The organism is Clostridium pascui (genome assembly GCF_016908015.1).
Taxonomy (GTDB): domain Bacteria; phylum Bacillota; class Clostridia; order Clostridiales; family Clostridiaceae; genus Clostridium_AK; species Clostridium_AK pascui.
The window spans coordinates 809,698-833,841 of sequence record NZ_JAFBDB010000001.1 but is presented as its reverse complement, the minus strand read 5'-3'; the positions used below and the strand labels follow the sequence as shown (position 1 = coordinate 833,841).

The 24,144-nt window shown below is 29.8% G+C and carries 25 protein-coding genes and 1 pseudogene; 23 read left to right on the top strand and 3 right to left on the bottom strand.

The features are described from left to right. The first annotated feature begins 14 nt into the window (after window positions 1–14). The 22 genes and pseudogenes from flgK to JOC70_RS19665 all read left to right on the top strand — a co-directional run bounded on the left by flgK (window position 15) and on the right by JOC70_RS19665 (window position 20,888). Entirely contained in the window at window positions 15–1,793 is a 1,779-nt protein-coding gene (flgK, locus tag JOC70_RS04575; protein WP_204597695.1) for a flagellar hook-associated protein FlgK, read from the top strand. A 73-nt stretch (window positions 1,794–1,866) separates the two neighbouring features. Beyond that, window positions 1,867–2,880, top strand: a complete 1,014-nt coding sequence (gene flgL / locus JOC70_RS04570; protein ID WP_204597694.1) for a flagellar hook-associated protein FlgL — start codon at window positions 1,867–1,869, stop codon at window positions 2,878–2,880. A gap of 14 nt (window positions 2,881–2,894) precedes the next feature. Next, entirely contained in the window at window positions 2,895–3,332 is a 438-nt protein-coding gene (gene fliW, locus JOC70_RS04565; protein WP_204597693.1) for a flagellar assembly protein FliW, read from the top strand. Continuing rightward, window positions 3,326–3,544, top strand: coding sequence for a carbon storage regulator CsrA (gene csrA, locus JOC70_RS04560; RefSeq protein ID WP_186429874.1), 219 nt, complete (start codon window positions 3,326–3,328; stop codon window positions 3,542–3,544). The genes fliW and csrA overlap by 7 nt, the downstream gene beginning before the upstream one ends. Before the next feature lie 25 nt (window positions 3,545–3,569). Next, window positions 3,570–3,923, top strand: coding sequence for a flagellar protein FlaG (locus JOC70_RS04555; RefSeq protein WP_204597692.1), 354 nt, complete (start codon window positions 3,570–3,572; stop codon window positions 3,921–3,923). After that, on the top strand, window positions 3,924–4,241 hold the full coding sequence (locus JOC70_RS04550) for a hypothetical protein (RefSeq protein ID WP_204597691.1): 318 nt from the start codon (window positions 3,924–3,926) through the stop codon (window positions 4,239–4,241). It begins immediately after the preceding gene. 30 nt (window positions 4,242–4,271) lie between these two features. After that, on the top strand, window positions 4,272–4,658 hold the full coding sequence (gene fliS, locus JOC70_RS04545) for a flagellar export chaperone FliS (protein ID WP_204597690.1): 387 nt from the start codon (window positions 4,272–4,274) through the stop codon (window positions 4,656–4,658). A gap of 32 nt (window positions 4,659–4,690) precedes the next feature. After that, complete coding sequence (gene fliD, locus JOC70_RS04540) at window positions 4,691–7,261, top strand: flagellar filament capping protein FliD (RefSeq protein ID WP_204597689.1); 2,571 nt, start codon at window positions 4,691–4,693, stop codon at window positions 7,259–7,261. Window positions 7,262–7,295: 34 nt separating this feature from the next. Next, entirely contained in the window at window positions 7,296–7,634 is a 339-nt protein-coding gene (gene fliT / locus JOC70_RS04535) for a flagellar protein FliT (protein ID WP_204597688.1), read from the top strand. Between the two features lie 115 nt (window positions 7,635–7,749). Further along, complete coding sequence (locus tag JOC70_RS04530) at window positions 7,750–8,562, top strand: flagellin N-terminal helical domain-containing protein (protein ID WP_204597687.1); 813 nt, start codon at window positions 7,750–7,752, stop codon at window positions 8,560–8,562. A gap of 67 nt (window positions 8,563–8,629) precedes the next feature. Next, window positions 8,630–12,049, top strand: a complete 3,420-nt coding sequence (locus JOC70_RS04525; protein WP_204597686.1) for a glycosyltransferase — start codon at window positions 8,630–8,632, stop codon at window positions 12,047–12,049. Window positions 12,050–12,053: 4 nt separating this feature from the next. Continuing rightward, window positions 12,054–12,926, top strand: a complete 873-nt coding sequence (locus tag JOC70_RS04520; protein WP_204597685.1) for an NAD-dependent epimerase/dehydratase family protein — start codon at window positions 12,054–12,056, stop codon at window positions 12,924–12,926. 1 nt (window position 12,927) lies between these two features. Beyond that, window positions 12,928–13,626, top strand: a complete 699-nt coding sequence (locus tag JOC70_RS04515; RefSeq protein WP_204597684.1) for a nucleotidyltransferase family protein — start codon at window positions 12,928–12,930, stop codon at window positions 13,624–13,626. Window positions 13,627–13,675: 49 nt separating this feature from the next. Beyond that, window positions 13,676–14,323, top strand: coding sequence for an acetyltransferase (locus tag JOC70_RS04510; protein ID WP_204597683.1), 648 nt, complete (start codon window positions 13,676–13,678; stop codon window positions 14,321–14,323). A 25-nt stretch (window positions 14,324–14,348) separates the two neighbouring features. Next, window positions 14,349–15,341: an NAD-dependent 4,6-dehydratase LegB gene (locus JOC70_RS04505; protein WP_204597682.1), complete on the top strand. Its 993-nt coding sequence runs from the start codon at window positions 14,349–14,351 to the stop codon at window positions 15,339–15,341. A 179-nt stretch (window positions 15,342–15,520) separates the two neighbouring features. Beyond that, complete coding sequence (locus JOC70_RS04500) at window positions 15,521–16,633, top strand: LegC family aminotransferase (protein ID WP_204597681.1); 1,113 nt, start codon at window positions 15,521–15,523, stop codon at window positions 16,631–16,633. A gap of 89 nt (window positions 16,634–16,722) precedes the next feature. Then, window positions 16,723–17,427 (top strand): motility associated factor glycosyltransferase family protein, encoded by a 705-nt coding sequence (locus JOC70_RS04495; protein WP_341534859.1) that lies wholly within the window; start codon window positions 16,723–16,725, stop codon window positions 17,425–17,427. Window positions 17,428–17,615: 188 nt separating this feature from the next. After that, complete coding sequence (locus tag JOC70_RS04490; protein WP_204597680.1) at window positions 17,616–19,085, top strand: flagellin N-terminal helical domain-containing protein; 1,470 nt, start codon at window positions 17,616–17,618, stop codon at window positions 19,083–19,085. Between the two features lie 110 nt (window positions 19,086–19,195). Continuing rightward, window positions 19,196–20,017 (top strand): flagellin N-terminal helical domain-containing protein, encoded by an 822-nt coding sequence (locus JOC70_RS19490; protein WP_204597679.1) that lies wholly within the window; start codon window positions 19,196–19,198, stop codon window positions 20,015–20,017. A 20-nt stretch (window positions 20,018–20,037) separates the two neighbouring features. After that, the gene (locus JOC70_RS04480) at window positions 20,038–20,217 is read left to right on the top strand and encodes a YjfB family protein (protein ID WP_204597678.1); all 180 of its coding nucleotides are present in this window, start codon (window positions 20,038–20,040) and stop codon (window positions 20,215–20,217) included. Window positions 20,218–20,403: 186 nt separating this feature from the next. Next, entirely contained in the window at window positions 20,404–20,622 is a 219-nt protein-coding gene (locus tag JOC70_RS04475; RefSeq protein ID WP_204597677.1) for a hypothetical protein, read from the top strand. After that, window positions 20,610–20,888 (top strand): annotated as a pseudogene (locus tag JOC70_RS19665) (DnaD domain-containing protein). Before JOC70_RS04475 ends, JOC70_RS19665 begins: the two are co-directional and overlap by 13 nt. 78 nt (window positions 20,889–20,966) lie before the next feature. On the opposite strand, the gene JOC70_RS04465 reads toward JOC70_RS19665, so the two are convergent. From JOC70_RS04465 to JOC70_RS04455, 3 genes are all read right to left on the bottom strand, one after another. After that, window positions 20,967–21,539: a YhcN/YlaJ family sporulation lipoprotein gene (locus tag JOC70_RS04465; protein ID WP_423880664.1), complete on the bottom strand. Its 573-nt coding sequence runs from the start codon at window positions 21,537–21,539 to the stop codon at window positions 20,967–20,969. A gap of 79 nt (window positions 21,540–21,618) precedes the next feature. Further along, on the bottom strand, window positions 21,619–22,413 hold the full coding sequence (locus JOC70_RS04460; protein WP_204597675.1) for a TIGR00266 family protein: 795 nt from the start codon (window positions 22,411–22,413) through the stop codon (window positions 21,619–21,621). A gap of 88 nt (window positions 22,414–22,501) precedes the next feature. Continuing rightward, entirely contained in the window at window positions 22,502–23,104 is a 603-nt protein-coding gene (locus JOC70_RS04455; protein ID WP_204597674.1) for a DUF1836 domain-containing protein, read from the bottom strand. Between the two features lie 355 nt (window positions 23,105–23,459). On the opposite strand from JOC70_RS04455, the gene trhA reads away from it, so the two are divergent. Then, window positions 23,460–24,110, top strand: a complete 651-nt coding sequence (trhA, locus tag JOC70_RS04450; RefSeq protein ID WP_204597673.1) for a PAQR family membrane homeostasis protein TrhA — start codon at window positions 23,460–23,462, stop codon at window positions 24,108–24,110. The last annotated feature ends 34 nt before the right edge of the window (window positions 24,111–24,144 follow it).

Sequence of the window (24,144 nt, the reverse complement as noted above, 5' to 3'; positions counted from 1 at the left end):
TAGGGGGAGTAAAGTTGTCAGGATTATTTGGTACTTTAAATATAGGTAAATCTGGTTTGTTTTCAAACCAAAAGGTCATAAACACAATTTCTCATAATATAGCAAATGCAAACACAGAAGGATATTCAAGACAAAGGGCGGAGCTTCAAACTACAAGACCTTATTCCAATCCTTCTCTTAACAGTTCAGCTGAAGCAGGACAAGTAGGTACGGGAGTACAAGTATCTCAAATTACAAGAATAAGGGATACATTTTTAGATTATCAGGTACGTGAAGAACTTGGAATTGATGGATGGTATTCAGGAAGAGATAAATTCTTAACTGAAATAGAGGGAGTATTTAACGAACCAAGTGAAACAGGTTTATCAAGCCTCATAAGCAAATTTTTTAGTTCATGGCAGGAGCTTTCAAAGCAAAGTGAGACTTCCAATGCAAGAACTGTAGTTGCAGAGCAATCTCAAGCACTAACAAATGAATTAAATCATACTTATAATAAGCTTGAAAGTATAAAAGAAAATGCTCAAGACCTTATAAAACAAACAGTATTTGAAGCAAATAAGATATTAGATCAAATAACCCAGCTAAATCAGGAAATAATTCAAGTAAGTGTAGCAAAAAATAATCCTAATGATTTAATGGATAGAAGAGATTTATTACTGGATCAACTTAGTTCGAAGTTTGGAATAACAATAGATAAAAAAATATTTAATGGAATAAATGTAAGCACAAAGAAAGATGCAGATGCCAACACTCCAGAAGGAATAAATTTAATACAGGATATAAATCCAGATGATGTGGCTCGTCTTGGTTATGTAAGCAACATAGAACCTGTTTTAGATGCATCTGGAAAACCAACAGGAAACTACAATATTGAATATTATAAAAATGGAGATATAACAAATGATGCAAACAGAGTTGTAGTTAAAGATGTAGCTTTATCTAAGGAAGAATTTATGGAATTGGATCAATGCAGGGTGGTTTGGACAGATAAGGAAGGCAAGCTATTAAAATCTGATGGAAAGTCTCAAGACCCTACGGCAGGAACTCCTCCAACGTATCCAAGTGCAACAAGTATAGTGAAATTTACTCCATCTTCTGGAGAATTTAAAGGATATATGTCTGTACAAGAGGATGTGGATAAGTATATAGACCAGTTAAATAAGTTAGCTAAGTCTATAGCTTATTCTGTAAATGCAGTACATGGACAAACGGCTGATGCAACTAAAGATGATTGTCTTTTCTTTGTAAATAAAGATAAGGCTACTGCAGCTGGAGAAGCAGAAATCACTGCAGGAAACATATCTATAAATAAGGATATAATAAAAGATGTTATGCTTATAAAAACAGGAAAAGATGGCGGCGGAGAAAGTGATGGAACAAGAGCACTAGCTATTGCTCAGCTTATGGATAAACTTATGGAAGTGCAGAAGATAAAAGAAGATACAGATAGAAAAAGCTTTATAAATGATTTATGTGGTAATGCTAATTTTGGTGATGCAACTAAGGTGATAGGAACTATAAATGGTAAAACCAGTGGAATGAAGGTAAATAACTACTTTAAAGATGTAGTAGATGCATTAGGTGTACAAACTCAGCAGGCGAAAAGAATGGTTAAAAATCAATTTGTGCTTCTACAAAGCTTCGAAGAAGCAAGAGCATCTGTATCAGGAGTATCGTTAGATGAAGAAATGGCGAATTTGGTACAATTCCAACATTCTTATCAAGCAAACTCAAAAATAATAGCAACAGTGGATGAATTACTTGATGTTGTCATTAATGGATTAAAACGTTAGTGATAAGCACTAATTACTAAAAGTATATATACCTAAGAACAAAAACTATAGTTAAGATAGGAGGACTATAAAAGTGCGTGTAACAAATAAAATGCTTTCAAATAACTTTTTATACGATATGCAAAACAATTTGCAAAATCTAAAGAAGCTTCAATCTCAGCTTAGCTCAGGCAAAGAAATTAGCAGACCTTCTGATGATCCTTTTAAGGTGGCAAGAGCTATGCAAATGCATACTGATATAACTTCGAATAAGCAGTACAACGAAAATATAAAGGACACTATAAACTGGCTTGATCAAACAGACACAGCATTAAATCAATTAGGTAACCAATTTCAAAGAATGAGAGAACTTATGGTTTCAGCCGGTAATGTAGCTTATGGAAGCGATGAAAAACAAAAGATAAAGGATGAGGTTAATGGGATTATAAGCAATATATCTCAAACATTAAATGCAAGTTTTGACGGCAAATACATATTTGGAGGAACTAGAGGGACGTCAAAGCCTGTGGGAATAAAGGAAGAGGAAAGCAATAATATTATAACTTATAAAACTTCAGATGGATCAAATCTAGATGATGCTGAAAGCATTATGAGTGAAAGGCTGGTTACAGAAATCTCTCAAGGAGTTACAGTAGAATATAATGTTACAGCTACAGATATTTTGGAATTCAAATATAAAAAGTCAAATGCTGCAGGTGAAGTAAATATGAATGTTAAAGATATATTAGAAAACATAGTAAAGCATTTGGATGGAAATTTTGAAAATACTGATGGCAGTGGGTGGGAAGAAAACTTATCATCTGCCAGCGATGCGTTAACGGGTCAGGATTTGGAGGATATGGATGCGGTAATAAATAATATATTAAAGCTGCGTTCACAAGTAGGAGCAAAGATGAATGCTATGGAAAGTGCAAAGGAAAAGAACCTAGATGAAAACTTGAATCTTACTGATATACTTTCTCAAACTGAAGACATAGATATAACTGAAAAAACTATGCAGTTTGCTACAGCGCAAACAGTATATATAGCAGCTCTTCAAACTAGTGCAAAAGTAATACAGCCAACTTTAATGGACTACTTAAGATAGGAAGAGGGATTTTTATGCAACTTATTACAAAGTACCATGGTACAATTGAATATAATGAAGAAGATATAATTACATTTAAAAAAGGGCTTCCTGGATTTGAAAATCTAAAGAAATTTATAGTAGTCCCATTTGAAGATAATGAGGTATTTAGCATCTTAATTTCAGTAGAAGATATAGAAGTTGGAATACCTGCCATATCTCCTTTTCATGTAGACGAAACTTATGAATTCAAACTATCAGATGAGAAAATAAATGAATTAAGTGTAAATTCCCATGAAGAAATACTAGTTTTAAATACGGTTACCTTAAATAGCAATGTAAAAAATATCACAATTAACATGAAAGCTCCAATAATAATAAATATAAAAGGAAAAGTTGGGGAACAAATAATACTAGATAACGAAAAATACAGAATAAAAGAGCCCCTTTTTAAGGAGGAAAGTTCATGTTAGTAGTAACAAGAAAAAAAGGAGAATCCATATTAATAGGAGACAATATAGAAATAACTATTGCAAAAATAGATGATGGATCTGTAAAAATTGCTATATCTGCACCTAAAGAAGTAACCATACTAAGAAAAGAACTATATAATGAAGTTCAAAATGAAAACAAGGAAGCTGCAAAAATTGACATGTCAATACTTAAAAACCTTAAAGGAAAATAAAAGTAATATAAGGGGTGTCTAAAGCATGGATGTTAAAGTGTTAAGTCAAGGAGGACAAAGAGATTTTGACATAAGCTTAAAAAGCTCAAATGAGGCAATCATAAATAATAATGTTAACCGTGAGGAGATAAATAATAATTTAGAAAAAGAGATTAAGTTATCAGATGTAGAAAAGGCAGCAGAAAAGTTAAACAAGCTTTTTGAAGATAAAAATATTCATATAGAATATGAACTTTACGGAAAGTCTAAAAGTATGACTATAAAGATAGTTGATAGTATCACAAAAGAAGTAATAAAGGAACTCCCTCCCAAAAAACTTATTGATATGGTGGACAAGCTTTGTGAACTAGCAGGATTAGTTATGGATGAAAAGGCCTAAATGGAATACAAACTCAATAAAGTGGATTTGGATGTTCGTCAAAGAATTGAGGATTCTGTTAGGGATGGAGTTGTCCATAGAAAAGATGAAATATCAATAAAAAAAGATGGAGGGAATCCAGAAGGAAAGAGTAAGAATGAATTTTCAAAGAGTTTGAAAAAGGCAAAACAACAGGATAAAGAAGATAAGGAAAATAAAAAAGGAAATAAGATTCTAATTGAAGCAGTAAAGATGAAAGTTGTGAATATAGAAGCTTCTATAGAGAGTAAAGATAAAGAAAGTTTAACTTCAGGAAGGTTTCTAGATACTAAAAGATAATATGTAGCTTTATAAATGGGAGGTCTATATATGTATGGAAATAATGCATATAATGCGTATAAAACAAATAGCGTAAATTTTGCTTCAAGGGAGCAGCTACTTTTAATGCTTGTCGATGGAGCAGTAAAGTTTGCTAAAATAGGAAGACAAGGCATTGAAGAAAGAAACATTACTAAGGCCCACAGTAATTTAGTTAAAACTCAAGATATATTTTATGAGTTAATGGCTACATTAGATGTTAGCCAAGCTGGAGAATGGGGACAAAATTTAATGAGTATTTATGACTTTATTGTTAGAAAGTTAACTGAAGCTAATATTAAAAAAGATGTAAAAATTGTTGATGAAGTTATTCCACTAATAGAAGATATTAGAGATACTTGGAATGAAACATATAAACTTTCTAAAGTGGTGAAGTAAATTTAAAATATATATAGAAAGGACTGTTTAAAATGAGTAGTATCACATCAGCAAGCAACAAATTAAGAGTTACTGGAATGGCTACTGGCATAGATACAGATGCGGCAATAAAACAAATGATGACTGCATATTATGCCAGAGTAGATAAGGTAAAGCAGCAGCAACAAATACTTCAATGGAAGCAAGAGGCATATAGAGATTATATAGGACAGATAAATTCACTTAAAAGTAAATATTTTGATGTGCTGTCAAAGGACTATATATTGTCAAGTAATAACTTTTCAGCTTTTCAAGTAACTCCTTCAGATGTATCAAATACTTCAGTTTCGGCTAAAGCTGCAACTGGAGCTATAGAAGGGAATTATAAGATAGAAGTAACTTCTGAAAGTATAGCAACCAAAGCATCTCTTACAGCAGCCAAAAATATAAATGTAAAAGAAGCTACCACAGGACTTTCGTTTCCAATAGTTATAAAAAACGTAGACGCTACAAACTATAACGATATTTTAAGTGTTACTGATAAGAGTGGTGTAAGCCACAATGTAACTATAACATCAGGAACTTATGCTAATCTAAATGATTTAGCTACACAAATCAATAAGGACATGTCTTCGATAGATATAAGTGGTGAGAAGAAACTTAGTGATGATGTTAAAGCAGTAGTAAAAGACGGTTCAATTAAACTTCTTAAAAAGATTACTATAGATGATACAAATAAAAATTTAACAATTGATGTTAATGGAACAACTCAAAATATAACTATAGATAATGGGAGTTATACTTTAGAAGAGTTGTCATCTAAGATAACGAGTAAATTAACAGGAGGTTATAAAGCGCAATCAGCTGATGGACAAAATATAACTTTTACTGATAAAGATAATGTTAGTGTAGTTGGAACAGCAAAATTTAGTGACAATAGTGTAATAAAATTTGATACTAAAGTGACCTTAGGAAGTACAGGAGCAAGTGCTGAACAGTTTTCAAATCCAACTATATCTGATAGTGATACTTTATCTTTTGATAAGAGAATAATTACAGGAGTAAATGATACATTATCTTTTACAATATTCAGTGGTGGAACATCATCAACGACTATTAGTTTAGATGGATTAACAGCAGGTGTTTACGATACTGACACACTTATATCTGAAATCAATAATAAGTTGCAAGCTAAGTCTGGCACTGAGCCATTATTAAGCACTATCAGTGTATCCAAATCGGCTGATGGAAAACTTTTATTTAATTCTACCACTAGTAGTCAAATAACCGTAACAGGTAATGCGGCTAAAACACTTGGAATATCAAGTGGCTTTAAACTAGATCAAAGCAATAGTGATAAAATGATTAATCTAATCATGGATTCAGGAGTAGATTTTGGTAGTAATGATTATATAAACAATAATGGCATAGACATATCTAAAGTAACTTTTACTATAAATGATAAAGAATATTTGTATGATTTTACTAGTGCAACTGATGTTACCAAGGATGGAAAAACTTATATAGGTGCCAAGAATAAAAGTATTTCTGATATTTTAAGTGATATTTCCAAAGGTTCAAATGTTGATATATCTTATAGCCAATTAGATAGAAAATTTTATATGACTTCAAAAGATACAGGTTCAAGTCAGAAAATCACAATAACAGATGATAATAAGTTTATAGAAAATTTATTTGGAAATGCAACAGCTGTAGATGGTAAAGATGTAGTTGTAAAGATAACACAACCCAATGGTTCAAGTAATACAATTATTCAAAGTTCTAATAACTTTGCAGTTGATGGTATTAGCTACACATTGAATAGTAAGCCTACTGGAGAAGTAACATTTGGAGTTAAAGGTGATAATGATGGTACATTGAATAAGATTAAAGAATTTATAAATAGCTATAATGAACTCATTGGGAAAATTTCAAGTGTAGTCGAAGAAAAGAAACAGTACACATATTTGCCGCTTACCGATGATCAAAAAGAAGACATGGGTGACGAACAAATAGAAAAGTGGGAAGTAAAAGCTAAACAAGGAATACTTTCAGGAGATAGTACTTTAGAAAATATGCTTCGTCAAATGAGAAGAGCATTTACAGACAATGTCGAGGGTGCGGGAACTACTTTCTTCGAAATAGGATTAAACACCTCATCAGATGTATCTCAAAGAGGAAAGATAATTATAGATGAAGAAAAGTTAACAGAAGCTTTAAAAAATGATCCGAATAAAGTAATGAGTTTGTTTATACAAAAATCTACAAGTGAAAGTTATTATTCACGATCTATGACAAGTGATAAGAGAAAAGTAAGATATAACGAAGAAGGAATTTTCAATAGATTAAGTGATATTTTTGAAGACAATATATCAACTTATAGAGATAACAATGGTAAAAAGGGGACTCTTTTAGAAATAGCAGGGATTAAAGGAGATTTTACTGAATTTAAGAATACTCTTACTAATCAAATTGAAGATAGGAAGACTCGAATAGATGGAATGCTTGAAAGAATATATGATAAAGAAGAAGCATATTATAAGAAATTTGCACAATTAGAAACTGCAATGAATAATATGAATTCTCAAAGCAGCTGGTTAGCTAGTCAGCTTGGATTGAGCTAAGTATGGTGAATAAACTTAATATGGAGAGTTTATCATGAATTTAAAAGAAGAACTAATTAATTATAAAAATCTAACTTTAGAGCTTATAACTAATGTTGAAAAAGAAGATTATGATAGATTAGATATTCTATTATCTGATAGGCAAAATGTAATAGAGGAAATAAACAAACTAACATACTCTAAAGAGGAGTTTTTATGCTTATGCAGGAATTTAGATATATTAGTGTTAAATCAAAAGTTAATAAAATTATCAAATGAAAAAAAATCAGCTATTCGTAAGCATATAGATGAACTAAGAGTCTCGAAAAATGCAAATAAAAGCTATAATAAAAAGTTTGCAGTAGACTCAGTGTTTTTTAATAAAAAAATTTAAAAAAATTTTAAAAAAGCTATTAAGCAATAGAAAAGCTTAACGATATATTAAGTATAACAAATAAAAAAAGTGGAAAAGGATTTCCGCAAATTGAAATTCAAGGAGGAATTTTATTATGATTATCAATCACAACATGAATGCTATGAATGCACACAGAAACATGGCTATGAACACAAATGCAGCAGGAAAGTCAATGGAAAAGCTTTCTTCAGGTTTAAGAATCAACAGAGCTGGAGATGACGCAGCTGGTCTTGCTATTTCAGAAAAAATGAGAGGACAGATCAGAGGACTTGATCAAGCATCAAGAAACTCTCAAGATGCAATATCACTTATTCAAACAGCAGAAGGAGCTTTAACTGAAACTCACTCAATTTTACAGAGAATGAGAGAATTATCAGTACAGGCATCTAATGATACAAATGTTACAGATGATAGAACTGCTATAAAAAGTGAAATTGATGAACTAAATAAGGAAATAACAAGAATATCTAGCCAAACTGAATTTAATACTCAAAAATTATTAGATAATACCTTTGCGGATAAGTCTTTCCAAATTGGTGCTAATAAATCTCAAACAATAACATTATCAATTAGTGGTATGTCAGCAGCAAATTTAGGTGTTGATGGAATTACAGTTGATACAGCAACTAATGCAACAACAGCAATATCCACAGTTGACGCTGCAATAAAGAAAGTATCAGCAGAAAGAGCAAAACTTGGAGCAAACCAAAACAGATTAGAGCACACAATAAATAACTTAAATACATCATCAGAAAATTTACAATCAGCTGAATCAAGAGTTAGAGATGTAGATATGGCAAAAGAAATGATGAATTTCTCAAAAAACAATATATTAAATCAAGCAGCTCAAGCAATGCTTGCTCAGGCAAACCAAGCTCCACAAGGAGTACTTCAATTATTAAGATAAAACTTTTAGAGCCCTGTATGGAACAGGGCTCTTTTTATATCATAAGTACAAAATTATAGGGGTGACTATGTTGAAATATGAATATAAAATGAGTATATGTATGATGGTAAAAGACGAAGAAAAGAATTTGATAAGATGCCTAGATAAATTAAAACCTTTAACAGAACTCGGAATTGCTGAACTTATTATAGTTGATACTGGGTCTAAAGATAATACTGTATTTATAGCAGAAAGTTATACGGATAAAATATATTTTCATAAATGGAATAATGATTTTTCTAAGATGAGAAACAAAACAATATCCTATGCAAAAGGGGAATGGATATTTATAATTGATGCTGATGAAGAATTGATTAATGCAGATGAACTAATTAGATTAGTTAAAACAAAGGATATAAATTCATACAATACTATAATATTTCAAATTAGAAATTTTAATAATTTAAGTAGAGAAGATGTAGCAGCAATGAATCCTTCACCAAGATTATTCAAAAATGATGGCGAATTTAAATACTTAGGTTCAGTTCATAATCAGCCTCTCTTTAAAACTCCAGTAAAAACTACCAATATTGTTTTAAATCATTATGGATACATACTAGATGATAAAGAACTTATGGAAAAAAAGTTTATTAGAACAAAATCAATTTTAGAAAAGGAACTATCTCAAAATCCCAATAATGATTATTATCAATTTCAGCTTGGAGTAACTTATGATATGCATGGAGATAAGAAGGAAGCCTATATAGAATTTAAAAGGGCATACAATATGATAAAAGATAAACCATATGAGTATAAGCAGAAAAGAATTTATATTTATAGCTCCTTTGCAAGAAGTGCATCACTAAATAAAATGTATGATGATGTTATTGCTGTATGCAATGAAGGTATAAACTTAAGAAACGACTTTGTCGATTTATATTATATTTTAGCAGCGACGCAAAGAGTAACAGGACGTTATGAAGACTCTATATCAAATTTAACTACTTACATAAATTTAATTGAGAACTTTGAAAATCTTGAGATATCAAAGGATTTAACAATAAGTTTTTATAATATTGACGAAGCATCATTAGAAAGTGCATATCTTAATTTGTTTTTAAATTATTTTGATATTGGTGATTATATAAAAGCAAAAGATTGCATTCATTATATAAAAAATGAAAGCAAAAAAATATACTGCTATGGTTTATTAATTCAATATATGGAGATAGATTTGGAATTAATGAATTTTTACAACAGCATGGACTTAAATAATAGGATAGCACTTAGTGAAATTATAGAAAATGAGATGAAAAATTTTGATCAACAAAAGCAGATAAGAATAAGAAGTGTTTTTAGTGAAATTAATGATCAATATGGCATATATAATAAAATAATGCTGGAAAGTAACAATTATAATAGTGAAAAGTTATATGATGTAATGTTAAGTTTAATTAATAAAATTGATATAAATCAAGCGCCAGATTATTTTGGAAATTTGATTTATTTTATTCTTAATAAAAAGGAAAATATTTACAATATATTGTCTCATATCTCTGAAAAAAATATAGAGAGATTTTTAAAATACTGTTATGTAAAGTCTAAAAATCTACCTGAAATTATTAAAGAATGTTTAAGCGATAGCAAAAATTTAGATGATTATAATTTAGATACACTGAGAATTACAAAAAATTTATTAAAAAGTATATTGATTTTTAATGAAGATACAAAGCCTTTAAAAGAAATATTTTACCTCTATTTAAAAATAGGTATTGAATATATAGATAAGATTTATAGAACTGAAATTATTGAAGATGAAATGATTTATAATGTGGACGAAGAAAGTGGTTTTTTTATATTAATGCATAAAGCAGAAAAATTCAAACAATCAAACTTTAAAGAATATGTAAAATATTTAAGAAAAACCTTGCTTGTGTGTCCGTATTTAAAAGATTATATTGAAATGTTAAGCAAAGATGTAGAAAATGAAATTAATAAGAAGAATAATGAATTTGAACAATATAAGATTGAGGTTAAGAATACAATAAAAGCATTGATAGAAAATAATAGATTAGAGGATGCCAAGGTTATAATCCAAGATTACAAAAAAATAGTTCTAAATGACATAGATGTCTTTTCAATGGAAGCCGTTATAGCAATTATGGAAGATCGATTTGATAAAGCTGAACAAATAATAAAAAATGGGATAAATACTGATCCTAATTTTGGAGACTTATACTATAACTTGGCTTATATTAATAAATTAAATAACAATAAAGACTATTTAAGATATTTATGTATATCATATAATAGAATCAAAAGTGAGGAGAACAAATTGGCAATAAAAAATGAGATTATTGAAGCCTATAACATAGATAATAGACAGGTCTCCAAAAAGATTTCTCCAATTAGAGTTTTAATTGTTTGTCATTTTTATTCTATATTTTCCGTAGAATTGATTGAAAACTTATATAAAAATTATAATATTGAATTTGAAATGTTAACTATGGATAGCAATTATTTAGGATTGCACAGCAAAGGAATTATAAAGAATGTATATGTCTATGATAAGCTACAACAGCTAGAAAAGTGTTTAGAAAGTATGAAAAAGTTTGACATTGTTAATATACATTTTGTGTCATCTTTCTATAATACAGTTGCGAAAAAATTAAAAAAAATATCTAATAATCTAATTTGTTCTTTTTGGGGAAGTGATTTTTATAGGATTAATGAAGTTGAAAGAAAAGAACAGAAAATTATATTAAATGAGGCAAACTGTATTACGTTTTGTAATGAAGAAATGGGAGAAAAATTTAATAGCTTAAATAAAAATAAATATTTAAAAAAGATTAAATTTGTACGGTTTGGATTAGCACCTTTGAATGAAATAAAAAATATCAAAGATAGTAAAATAGATGTAGATATAATAAAACACGAATTACACATACCTAAAAACAAAATTGTAGTTGTTTGTGGATATAGTTCAACTCCTGCTCATAATCATGTGGAGATTATAGAAAATTTAATAAAACTTGATAGTGATTTATTAAGCAAACTGTTTTTTGTTTTCCCTATGACTTATGGTGATAAAAGTTATAGTAATAAATTAAAAGCAATGCTTGAGGATACTAATCTTAATTATAAAGTGTTTGATACATATATGTCTAATGAAGAAGTAGCAAAATTAAGAATTATATCAGAGATAATGATACATGTGCCTATATCGGATCAGTTAAGTGGTTCAATGCAGGAAACTTTGTATTGTGGAGGAATTGTTATAACAGGCAGCTGGCTTCCCTACAGGGTATTAAGAGAAAAGAATATAAGATACATCGAAGTGAATAAAATACAGGAAATAAACGAAAAGATTACTTATGCTGTAAATAATCTAGATGAATTAATGAATCAAAATGAACTAAATCATTTAAAGATATGGAAATTATCTTCTTGGGATAAAAATACTGAGAAATGGTTTGATATATATAATGAATTAACTGAAAGGGGATAACAAGTTGAAAACTCTATCCGTAGGATTAGAAACCTACATAAAAAATAATATGGATAAATTATCATTAAAATATTGTATAAAACATTTAACATATAATATTTTAATGGATTTAAGATTCATAAATAATTTTAATGAATTTCTGTATTATGATACTTTAATTATTAGCATAGATAAAACTTATATGAACTATGATTTTCCTGATTTTAAAATCTATTATGAAATTCTCAATAACATAATTTATTTGATAAGAAAATCAAAGAAATTAACTAAGGTAATTTTTATATCTTCATATGGGGTTTATGCAGAAAAAGAAGATGGATTATATAACGAAAATGATGAAATTAAGCCTCAAGACTATGTATCTTCTTTATTCCTTACATATGAAAATATGATTTCTGTTGCATGTAAAGAGACAGAAAAGAATTTAGTTGTAATGAGATTATTTAATGTTTATGGTATTTATCAAAAGAAAAATTATATTATTACATCGTTAATTGAACAATTTTTAAATGAAGATGATAAAATCTTTATTGGAGATACAAGAAAAAAAAGAGATTATATTTATATAAAGGATTTCATTAGATTTCTAGATCTAATTATGGATAAAGAGTTTGGCAATGTAGAAACTATATATAATTTTGGTAGTGGACAAAGCTATAGTATAAAAGAAGTAATAAGTATTTTAGAAAATATAACAGGTATAAAAAAAAGACTTATATTCAGCCCCGAAAAAATCAGAATATCAGCTGACTATGATAATGTTACAGTAGATAACACTAAAGTTAAAAATGAGTTTAATTTTCATAATGAATTTGACATTTACAAGGGGCTTGAGGAGTTAGTTGAGCTTTATTCCATATATAAGGAGAAGAAGTAAAATGAATAGTGCTTTAATTTTAGCCGGGGGATTGGGCACAAGGTTAAGACCCCTTACCTATGCTATACCTAAACCTCTATTACCTATAGGTGAAAAACCAATATTAGAATTAATAATAACTCATTTAAAAAAGTTTGGGATAAGTAACATATATTTATCTGTAAATTATAAAAAAGAACTGATAAAGGCTTATTTTCAAGATGGCAAAAAATTGGGAGTAAATATAATTTATATTGAAGAAGAAAATAAACTTGGAACTGCAGGCCCGATAGGAAAATTAAAAAAATATATAGATGATACTTTTATTATTATGAATGGGGATTTGTATACAGATATAAATATAGAAAAAATGTTAAATTTCCACATAGCTAAGCACAGTGTATTTACTATCGGTGTAAAAGATTACTCAATTCAAGTACCATATGGTGTAATGAATATAAAAAACAACAATTTGTTAGATAGTTTTACAGAAAAGCCACAACTTAACTATCTAATAAATGCAGGTGTTTATATTTGTGAAGCTAGTATTATGAATTTAATAAATGACAATGAAAGTTTAGACATGCCTGATTTATGGAACAATGTTAGGAAAGAGTTTAAAGATATATTTGTTTATAAATTTAATGAAAGCTGGGTTGATGTTGGCAGAATGGAAGATTATTTAAAGACTCAAGAAGATGCTAATGTAGCTATAGTATAAATATATTTTGTTAATGTTATATAGAGAAAGAAATAAGGATGATACATTTATGAAAAAAATAATTTTAGTAGGTGCTGGAGGGCATTGTAAAGTAATAATAGATATTATAAAGTCTCAAAATGAATTTGAAATAGTAGGAATTACTGATAAAAATCCAGAATTAAATAATATATTAGATATTCCTATAATAGGTGATGATAGTAAACTAAAACAAATATATGATGATGGAGTTGATAATGCATTTATATGTGTAGGTTCATTAAATAATAATAACCTAAGAAGTATAATATATAAAAGTTTAAAAAATATAGGGTTTAAGCTTCCTGTTTTAGTACATAAAAATTCGATAATTTCTGAATTTGTATATATAGAAGAAGGAACCTGTATAATGCCTGGCGCCATAATAAATTCAGGTACATGTATAGGTAAAAATTGCATAATAAATACTGGAAGTCTAATAGAGCATGACTGCAAAGTAGGAGACAACACACATATATCTCCTAATGTATCCATAGCAGGAGGAGTTAATATTGGATTTAATACTCATATAGGAATAGGAAGCTCTATTATACAAGGAGTAAATTTAGGGAATAATGTTACCATTGGAGCAGGTGCAGTAGTAATTAACGATATAAATAGTAATTCTTTAGCAGTTGGAGTTCCTGCTAAAATAATAAGAATTAATCACAGTGTATAAAATAGATTCAAAAGGAGTAAAAATTATGAATTTAAGAGGAAAAAAAGTACTTGTTACTGGTTCAGAAGGCTTTATAGGAAGTCATCTTACAGAAAGACTTGTAGAGCTTGGAGCGGGTGTAACATCACTTGTTCAATACAATTCATTTAATAATTGGGGTTGGATAGACACTCTTAATAAGAATATAAAGGACGGTATCAATGTTGTAACAGGTGACATAAGAGAATATGATGGAATGAAAAGAATTATAAAAGGCCAAGATGTAGTATTTCATTTGGCAGCTCTAATTGCTATTCCGTATTCTTATTTATCTCCTATGGCTTATATAAGAACTAATGTGGAAGGAACTTCCAATGTATTAGAAGCTTGCAGAGATTACGATGTACAAAAGGTTATACATACATCAACTTCTGAAACCTATGGTACAGCTTTATATGTACCTATTGATGAGAAGCATCCTATGCAGGGACAATCTCCTTACTCTGCATCTAAAATAGGAGCAGATAAAATAGCAGAAAGTTATTACAAAAGCTTTAATTTACCTGTAGCAACAATAAGACCTTTTAACACATATGGACCTAGACAATCTGCAAGAGCAGTTATACCAACTATAATATCTCAAATATTATCAGGTAAAACTGAAATTAAGCTTGGAAGTCTAACGCCAACAAGAGATTTCAACTATGTGAAAGATACTGCAGAAGCTTTTATTAAAATTGCAGAAAGCGATAAAACCATTGGACAAGTTATAAATGCAGGATCAAATTATGAAATATCTATAGGAGATACGGTAAAAAAGATCATAGATATTATAGGAAAAGATGTAAAAATACTTTGCGATGAGGATAGAATAAGACCCAAAAAGAGTGAAGTAAATAGATTATGGGCTAATAATTCTAAAATTAGAGAACTAACAGAATGGGTTCCACAATATAGTTTAGATGAAGGATTAAAGGAAACTATTGATTGGATAAAAAGTAATATAAAATATTTTAAAGCAGATATCTATAATATTTAAGTGTTAAAAAAATGACATTTAAAATGTAAATAATTCAACTTATCTATATTTAGCTTATTTAATTAATAGTAATGGAATTTATATATATAGAAGTTAATATTAATTCTATATTTTTGTGTGATAATATTCATAGTAAACTTTATTATATAATAATATTTTAGAATTTGGAGTTGATAAATATGATACCATTGTGCGTTCCGGAAATAAAAGGTAATGAGTGGAAGTATATTAAAGAATGCTTAGATACAAACTGGGTTTCATCAGCTGGTTCTTATGTAGATAAATTTGAGGACGAATTTTCTAAATATGTAAATGTAAAGAGTGCTGTAGTAACAATGAATGGAACAGCTGCTTTAGAACTAGCCTTACGGGCTGTAGGAATCGGACAGGGCGATGAGGTTATAGTACCATCTATGACTTTTATATCGCCGGTTAATACTATAAAATACGTGGGTGCAGAGCCAGTGTTTGTAGATGTATGCAGAGATACTTATGTTATGGACACTGAAAAATTAGAACAACTTTTAACTTCAAAAACAAAGGCTATAATGCCTGTACATATTTATGGACACTCAGTTGATATGAATCAAGTCATGGAAATAGCTAATAAATACAATTTATATGTTATAGAGGATGCTACTGAAGGTTTAGGATCATTATATAAAGGGAAGTCTGTTGGTACCATTGGACATATAGGATGCTTTAGTTTTAATGGGAATAAACTTATAACTACGGGAGCGGGAGGAATGCTCGCTACTAATGATGAAAAGTTAGGAGATAAAGCTAAATTTTTGTCAACTCAAACAAAAGTTATAACTGATAATAAGGCTTTTTATCATCCAGAGGTGGGATATAATTTTAGAATGCCCAATATTCTAGCTGCTATGGGTTGTGCTCAACTTGAAAAAATTGATGAATATATTAAAGCTAAAAGAGAACATGCAAAACTTTATGATAAGTTATTAAAAGATGTGCGTGGAGTAACTTTACCAATAGAAAAGGAATGGTGCAAAAACGTATATTGGATATATTCAATTTTAATAGAAGATGATTATGGAATAAGTAGAGATGAATTAATTCAAAAGTTATTAGATAATGGAATAGAATGCAGACCGTTTTTTATGTCTGTGCATAATATGCCCCCATACATAGAATGCAGACATGGTGATATGAAAATCACAAGTGAAATTGCGATAAAAGGAATCAGTCTTCCAAGTTCTGTAGGATTAACTGATAATGAAATAAAAAAGGTATGTGAAATTATCAAAGCTAATAGTAAGTTAAACGTATAACATATTATGATATTTCAAATGTACAATATCTGATTAATTGTTAATAAACTAACCGACAAGAGTAAAAGATTTGAAAGGAAAATGAAGAAATAAATATAAAAAATAACTATGAAACTATAGGAGAATTTCTAAAAAATTTTAAATTAGAAAATAGGCCTATAGTAATTGCATCAGCAGGACCTTCATTGGCAAAGGATTTAAATATAATTAAAGAAAAAAGGGAATATATTAAAGTATTTGCAGTAGGAAGAACATTAGATATTTTAATGAAAAATGGAATAAAGCCAGATGCAATTACTATATTAGATGCAGGAGAGGTAGTTTATGATCAGATAAAAGGTTATGAAAATTTAGATATTCCGCTTTGTTTTTTATCTACAGGTTCAAGATGGGCAGTGGAAGCTTATAAAGGGCCTAAATATATGTTTTTTAATAAAGAGTGTAATTACAACAAAGAAAATATTGTGGTAGAAACAGGAAAGACTGTAGCTATTCCTACTATAGATTTAGCGATAAAGGCTGGGGCAGATAAAGTAATTTTATGTGGGCAAGATATGGCTTTTGTTGATGATAAATTTCATGCTGGAGATAATGAAAATATCAAAAAAAGCAATTCTTATCAAAAGGTGTTAGGGGTAGATGGAACCTATTTACATACAACTTCTGGTATGCTAGAGTTCAAAAAAGGAATAGAAAGACTTATAGAAAAAAATAAGAATGTAAAATTTATTAACTCAAGTAAAGGAGCTAAAATAAGAGGAACTATAGAAATAAATTTACAAGATCTATTATAAGATTGGTTTGTGATGGAGTAAACATCAAAAAAGAGCTGCATAGTAAAATATGTAGTTTTTTTAATATGAATTTTAAAGAAATAAAATTTTTCATTCTATACATTCTCTAAAAATTCTCTCGATAAAGTAATGTAAAAATTCAATGCTTTAATTGTACTTGTAATATGAACTAAAGAGGAGAGATATAAATGATTGTAAATCATAATTTATCTGCTATGAATGCTTATAATAGATCAAAAAATAATAATTTAACCACAGCAAAGTCTATGGAAAAACTTTCAACAGGACTGTCCATAAATAGAGCTGGGGACAATGCTGCAGGACTAACAATATCTGAAAAGATGAAGGCACAAATTAGAGGGCTGCAGCAGGCTGAAAGAAATATTCAGGATGGGATTTCTTTCCTGAGAACTGCAGAAGGTGCATTAGGAGAGATAGAAAATCCAAATTTACAAAGGATGAGGGAACTTGTAGTACAAGCAGGTAATGAAACCTTAACTAAAGATGATAGAGATATAATTCAGCAGGAAATAGATGAAATAAAGAAGAATATTGATGACATAGCAAATTATACTGAATTCAATGGAGTCAAACCTTTAAGTCCGCCATCAATAAAAGAGCCTGCTAAGTGGACACCAGGGAATGCAGATATTGTATTTATTATAGATAGAACAGGAAGCATGGGCGGTGCTATAGAGAAGGTAAAGTCCAACATAGATGGATTTGTAAATAGATTGAACTCAAATGGTGTAGATGTAAAATTAGGCCTTGTCACTTATGGAGAAGTAAATTCAGGAGAGCCTGTTATAAAAAAGGAATTCACTGATGATTTAAATACATTTAAAGCCAATTTAAACAGTATTAGTGTATACGGTGGTGGGGATTACTATGAATCAGGCCTTGAGGGTATTGCAGACCCAACTAATGGAGCAATTACTTTCAGTTTTAGAGATGAAGCACCTAAACATTTTATACTAGTTACTGATGCGCCAGTACATGATAATAATGCAGACTTAGATGGCGGAGATAATTTATCAACATTCGATATTGATGGAGTAGCAAATGATTTAAAAAGCAAGGGTATTAAACTTACAGTTGTGAGTAATACGTATGGAGAAACAAATACTCAGCTAAAAAGACTATCTGATCCAACTGGTGGAGATTATTTAGATATAAGCGGCAACTTTGGAACACAATTGGATGCTCTTGCAGGAAAGATAATGATAGAAGCTGGAGCTGAATATGATAGTGAAGATATGCCAATTATTACCCTGCAAGTAGGTGCTAATTCTAAGGAAGTATTTAAAGTAGAGCTATATGATACAAGAACTTTTAAGATAGGATTAAGTGATGTACAAGTTGATCCTATTGAAGAGATACAAAAGGCATTATCTAATATAGATAATACAATAGCTTTAATTTCTGGTAGAAGAGCTAAATATGGTTCTTATGTAAATGCTTTAGAACACATTAATAATAATGTAACAAACTATAGCTTAAATTTAGAAGCTGCAAATTCAAGAATTCTAGATACAGATATGGCAAAGGAAACTATAAATTTAAGTAAGACTTCTATAATGCAAGAGGCATCATCGGCAATGCTAAAGCAAGCAAATAATTTACCTAATGGAGTGCTTGAACTTTTAAGAAAAGAATAGTTATAAAATCTCCTTATTTAACATTAAATTTAAAGCTTTTCCCCAAAATCACGATAATTAAAGGGATAGTTGGATAAATAGGAATTATGTTACAATAAGGAGGTGAGATTGTGTTTATTCAAAATAATCGATTGCTTTTAAATTCCTATGGTAAGGTTACTATTAATAAAACAGCTAAAAATGATACTACTGAAAAGCTATCTTCAGGAAAAAGAATTAATAAAGCAGCAGATGATGCAGCTGGACTTTCAATAAGCGAAAGCTTTAAATCCAAGGTAAGAGGATTAGATGTGGCTGAAAGAAATATACAGGACGGGATTTCCTTAATTCAAGTAGCTGATGGTGCTATGGAAGAAATAACAAAGACACTTCATAGAATGAAAGAAGTTTCTATCCAAGCTTCTAATGGAACTTTGACAAATGAAGATAGAAGTGCATTAGATAAGGAATTTAGTCAGCTTAGTAAAAGCATAGATTCCATAGCAAATGAAACTGAGTTCAATGGAATTAAACTTTTAAATGAGGATAAAAGTTTATCCATTAAAATTAAAGATAATCCAGATGTTTTTTATGACTTAACCTTAGTTAATACATCTGCAAGTGCATTAGGGCTAGACACTGCTTCATTAAGTAGTATGTCAAGCTCTAGTGAGTCAATTACAAAAGTTGAGGAAGCTTTAAGTAAACTTATATTGAACAGGGCTACCTTAGGCATGCACTCTAACAATCTTCAATCTGCATTTAACGATGCAAATAATGCAAAGTTAAATATAACTTCAGCTATTTCTCAAATTGAAGATATAAACATGGCAACAGCTGTTATGAAGTCAGTTAAGGATAACGTACTTATAAACAGCAATCAATCTATGTTGGTATCAGCACGTCAAAGTAATGAAAATGTAAATTCGGTACTTAATAGATGGCTGAGCTAATTAGAAATGGAGGAGATTAAATGGATATAGCAGGATTATCTGTTGCAATGAGTCAATCAAAGGTTCAAGATGCAGCAAGTCTCGCTGTAATGAAACTTGCCATGAATACAGGAAAAGAAAATGCAGCACAAATGACTGAAATGTTACAAAGTGCAGCTGTAGATCTAAATAGAGGACAGCACCTTGATGTAAGAGCATAAATAATGTTTATAAGCAGAGCAAAGAAATTTGCTCTGTTTTATTTTTTGTGAAAAAAATTTCAACTTTTTACAACAAATCTAATATTTCTGCATATTAAACTTATAGGTAGAAGTTTTTTGGAGGTGGATTACTTATGGCACTATATAGACAATTACAATTATCTTTTTGGGGGAGATGCTTTTGTTATGGATTTGACACCTGAGGAGAAGTTTTTCTATGTGTACTTGCTTCAATGTACTAATACTAAACAGTGTGGAATTTTTGAACTTCCTAAAAGAACTATTGAATATGAGACAGGTTATAATAGTGAAACTGTGAGCAAGCTGCTAAAGAGGTTTATTGACTATAGGAAAATAGAATATTGTAAGGAAACAAAAGATTTAATAGCAATATTCACCCAGTAACTCCTATAGAGTTTAAAAGCCTTAAGGATTGGAGTCAGGATATGAGCTGTGATTCTATAATTTTGGTAATCAAAGAAGCAGCATATCATAATGCTTGAAGTATGAAATACATAGATTCGGTTTTAAATAATTGGTATAGTCTTGGTCTTACAACGGGATTAAAAGTTCAAGCTTATCAAATGGAATGGAAGTATAAAAGTAAAGATGAGTGCAGTGAAATTAAATTTGAAGGTGCAAATGCTGAAGCCTATGTATATGTAGATTAGGGGGAAAATAACCAGAAACTAGGTATACCAGCTGCTGGTTATTATATTCTTTATCAGAAAATATTTTTAAAGAAATTTTTATTTTGGAACCACTCTATTGAAAATTTCTTTAATTTCATTTCCAAACTCTGATAGAGGTTTGCCGGCTTGTATGCCCTGACCGACCTTAGATATTCTAGTGAAAAGGTCTGGATCAGCAGACACTGCTACTGTTTCAATTTCCTTATCGGTTGCTTTAACTTTAGTTTCAACACTGCTCTTTATTTTATCTGTTAAATTACCTTCTACATTGTTACCTATGTTAACTCCTACTAAAGCTCTCTTTTCAGTTATCACTACTGTTGCATCTTTTATGCCATCTACAGCTTTAACAGCATTAGCAACCTTTTGAGCTCTTTCATGTAAGTCATTTGCTGTTCCTTGGTTTTGCCCTTGGGTCTGTGGGGATATTTTGCTTTCTACTGCACTATTTCCTGGTGTTTGATTTTGAGCTTCTTCCGTTTTAGAAATCTTTTGTTCTGTAGTAGTATTTTTTTTACTTTGTTCATTTTTACTTGTGGCACCACCACAGCCATATAAAGTTAATGAAAATAGCATAATAAAGTTAGTTAAAGCTATAGACAATTTGAAATTTTTTTTCAATTTTATCACCTCAAAAATATCTTTTCTCATTTTGTTTTTATTATGCTATTTTTATATTTTAAATTTTATAAAATAAAGAAAGGTTTATTTAGTTATCGCCATCAAAGAAGTTGCCAAGACCACCTAAAATACTTCCTTCTTCTTTTCTTCCACCAGTATGAGGGGAAGCTGCAAATACACGCTCTGCAAGTCTGCTAAATGGAAGTGATTGAATCCATACACTTCCAGGGCCTGATACAGTAGCAAAAAATACTCCTTCACCACCAAAGAGAGTGTTTTTAATTCCGCCCACAAATTCTATGTCGTAGCGTACATCTCTTGTCATAGCAACTAGACAACCAGTATCTACCCTTAAGGTTTCACCAGGAAGTAAATCTTTTTTTACTAGTGCACCACAGGAGTGGATAAATGCTAAGCCGTCGCCTTCTAATTTTTGAAGTATAAATCCTTCTCCGCCAAAGAAACCAACACTTAATTTTTTTCTAAAATCTATGCCTACAGAAACTCCCTTTGCTGCACATAGGAAAGAATCCTTTTGGCATATAAGTTTTCCGCCAAGCATGCTTAAATCCATAGGAAGTATTTTACCAATGTATGGTGCTGCAAAGCTCACCTTTTGTTTACCATAACCTACGTTGGTAAAGGCTGTCATAAATAAGCTTTCACCTGTTAAGATTCTCTTTCCAGCTCCAAAGAGCTTATCCATAAATCCTCCTGAAGACTGTGATGAACCATCTCCAAATATTGTTTCCATTTGAATGCTCATATCCATCATCATCATGCTTCCAGCTTCAGCTACCACAGTTTCCCTAGGATCAAGTTCTATTTCAACAAATTGGGTATCGTCTCCATAAATCTGATAATCAATTTTATGTGAACTCATAAATTATCCTCCATTCCATAATTTTATTTTTAGTATATTCAATATACAATATAAATATTTTACTCTAACTGTGTAGGTTTTTCCATTTTTATTTAAATTCATAATTAGTAAAGAAGTCATCAATAATTTTTTCGGATAATCTTTTGTATGTGTTTGCCTGGTTTATAAGAGTAAGAACAGTTATAAGCATTTGTGAAAATTCTAGGTTTTCAGGTGGTAAGTCTTTTGTATTCTGGAGTACTAAGTCAATCTTTTTATTTAAATCCTCCTGTAAAGTACTTGAATCAGCTTTTTTTACATGTAAAAAACACTGATATATCTTTTCGATTTCTAAGCTTTCATTCTTTGTAGATTCCACGGTTTTAATCATGTCTTTAAATAATAAACTTATATCACTTATAGATAGGTTTTGCTTTAGATAATATATAAGTATCAGCAAAACAATATGATCTTTTGAGTACTTTTTTTTAGTAGAAGGCATAAGTATTTTAGCCTTAGTGTAATTATTTATCATAGTTTTAGTTAATAGCTTATCTTCTTCATTTCGTCTTAAATGAGCCAACTTGCTATCAAATAAAGTGATAACTTGATCCATGTACAAATCTAAGTTTGGAATATCTGAAAGCTCAATATCTTCATAGGAAGAAATCTCTTCAATTAATGAACCTAATTTATGTATATCAAATTCCATTTACAGCACCTCTAATTGTAGTTATTTAACAAAATGTTACCATATGTATATTGGTATTTCAACATAAAGTATACAAAGCCATATTATAAGATGAGTAAAATGCTAAGTTAGATAAATCTAGCAAATTAAAGAAAAAAACAGATATGATTTATAAAACTTAGGGAATACTTAAGAATATGGGGAAAAATCATTCCATATAGTAGTTATAATTTATTCAAAATTATGGTATCATAATAGCATGATATGAAGTGGTTTTAAAAACTACATAACACGGTTATAGAAAATCAAAACTGTCTCTATAAGATATATAGATAAATAAATTATTAAATAAATTATTAAAATGGAGTGATGATATATGCTTACAAAATTTAGAGAACCCATAAGTGGATTAACTCATTTGATTGGAGCTGTAATTTCTCTTGTAGGAATGATACTGCTTATTTGGCGTGAAAGTACGGTCCCAAAACCTGAACCATTGGCTTATGTTGCTATAGCTATGTTTGGATTAAGCTTAATACTTCTTTACACAGCAAGTACTGTATACCATTTAGTAAGGGCTTCAGAAAAAGTGATAAAATTTTTAAGAAAACTGGATCATTCTATGATCTTTGTTTTAATAGCAGGAACATATACTCCTATATGCTTGATAGCCTTACACGGGACTTTAAGATGGGCAATGTTTATAGGTATTTGGGCTTGTGCTATCATGGGTATTGTATTTAAGATGGTATGGTTTAATGCACCAAGATGGATATCTACTTTGTCTTATGTACTTATAGGATGGATTTCCGTATTTCTAATTCCGGCTCTTTCAAAGACCATGCTGGCAGGAGGAATTGTTTTATTGTTTCTTGGTGGTGTTTCGTATACCTTAGGTGCAGTTATATATGCAACAAAATGGCCAAGGATAAAATCTAATATATTTGGATTTCATGAAATATTTCATTTGTTTGTTATGGCAGGCAGTTTCTTTCATTATTTTATGGTCTTTAGATATGTGATTTAAAATTTTAAACTAATAGTTATTAATGAAGTAATGT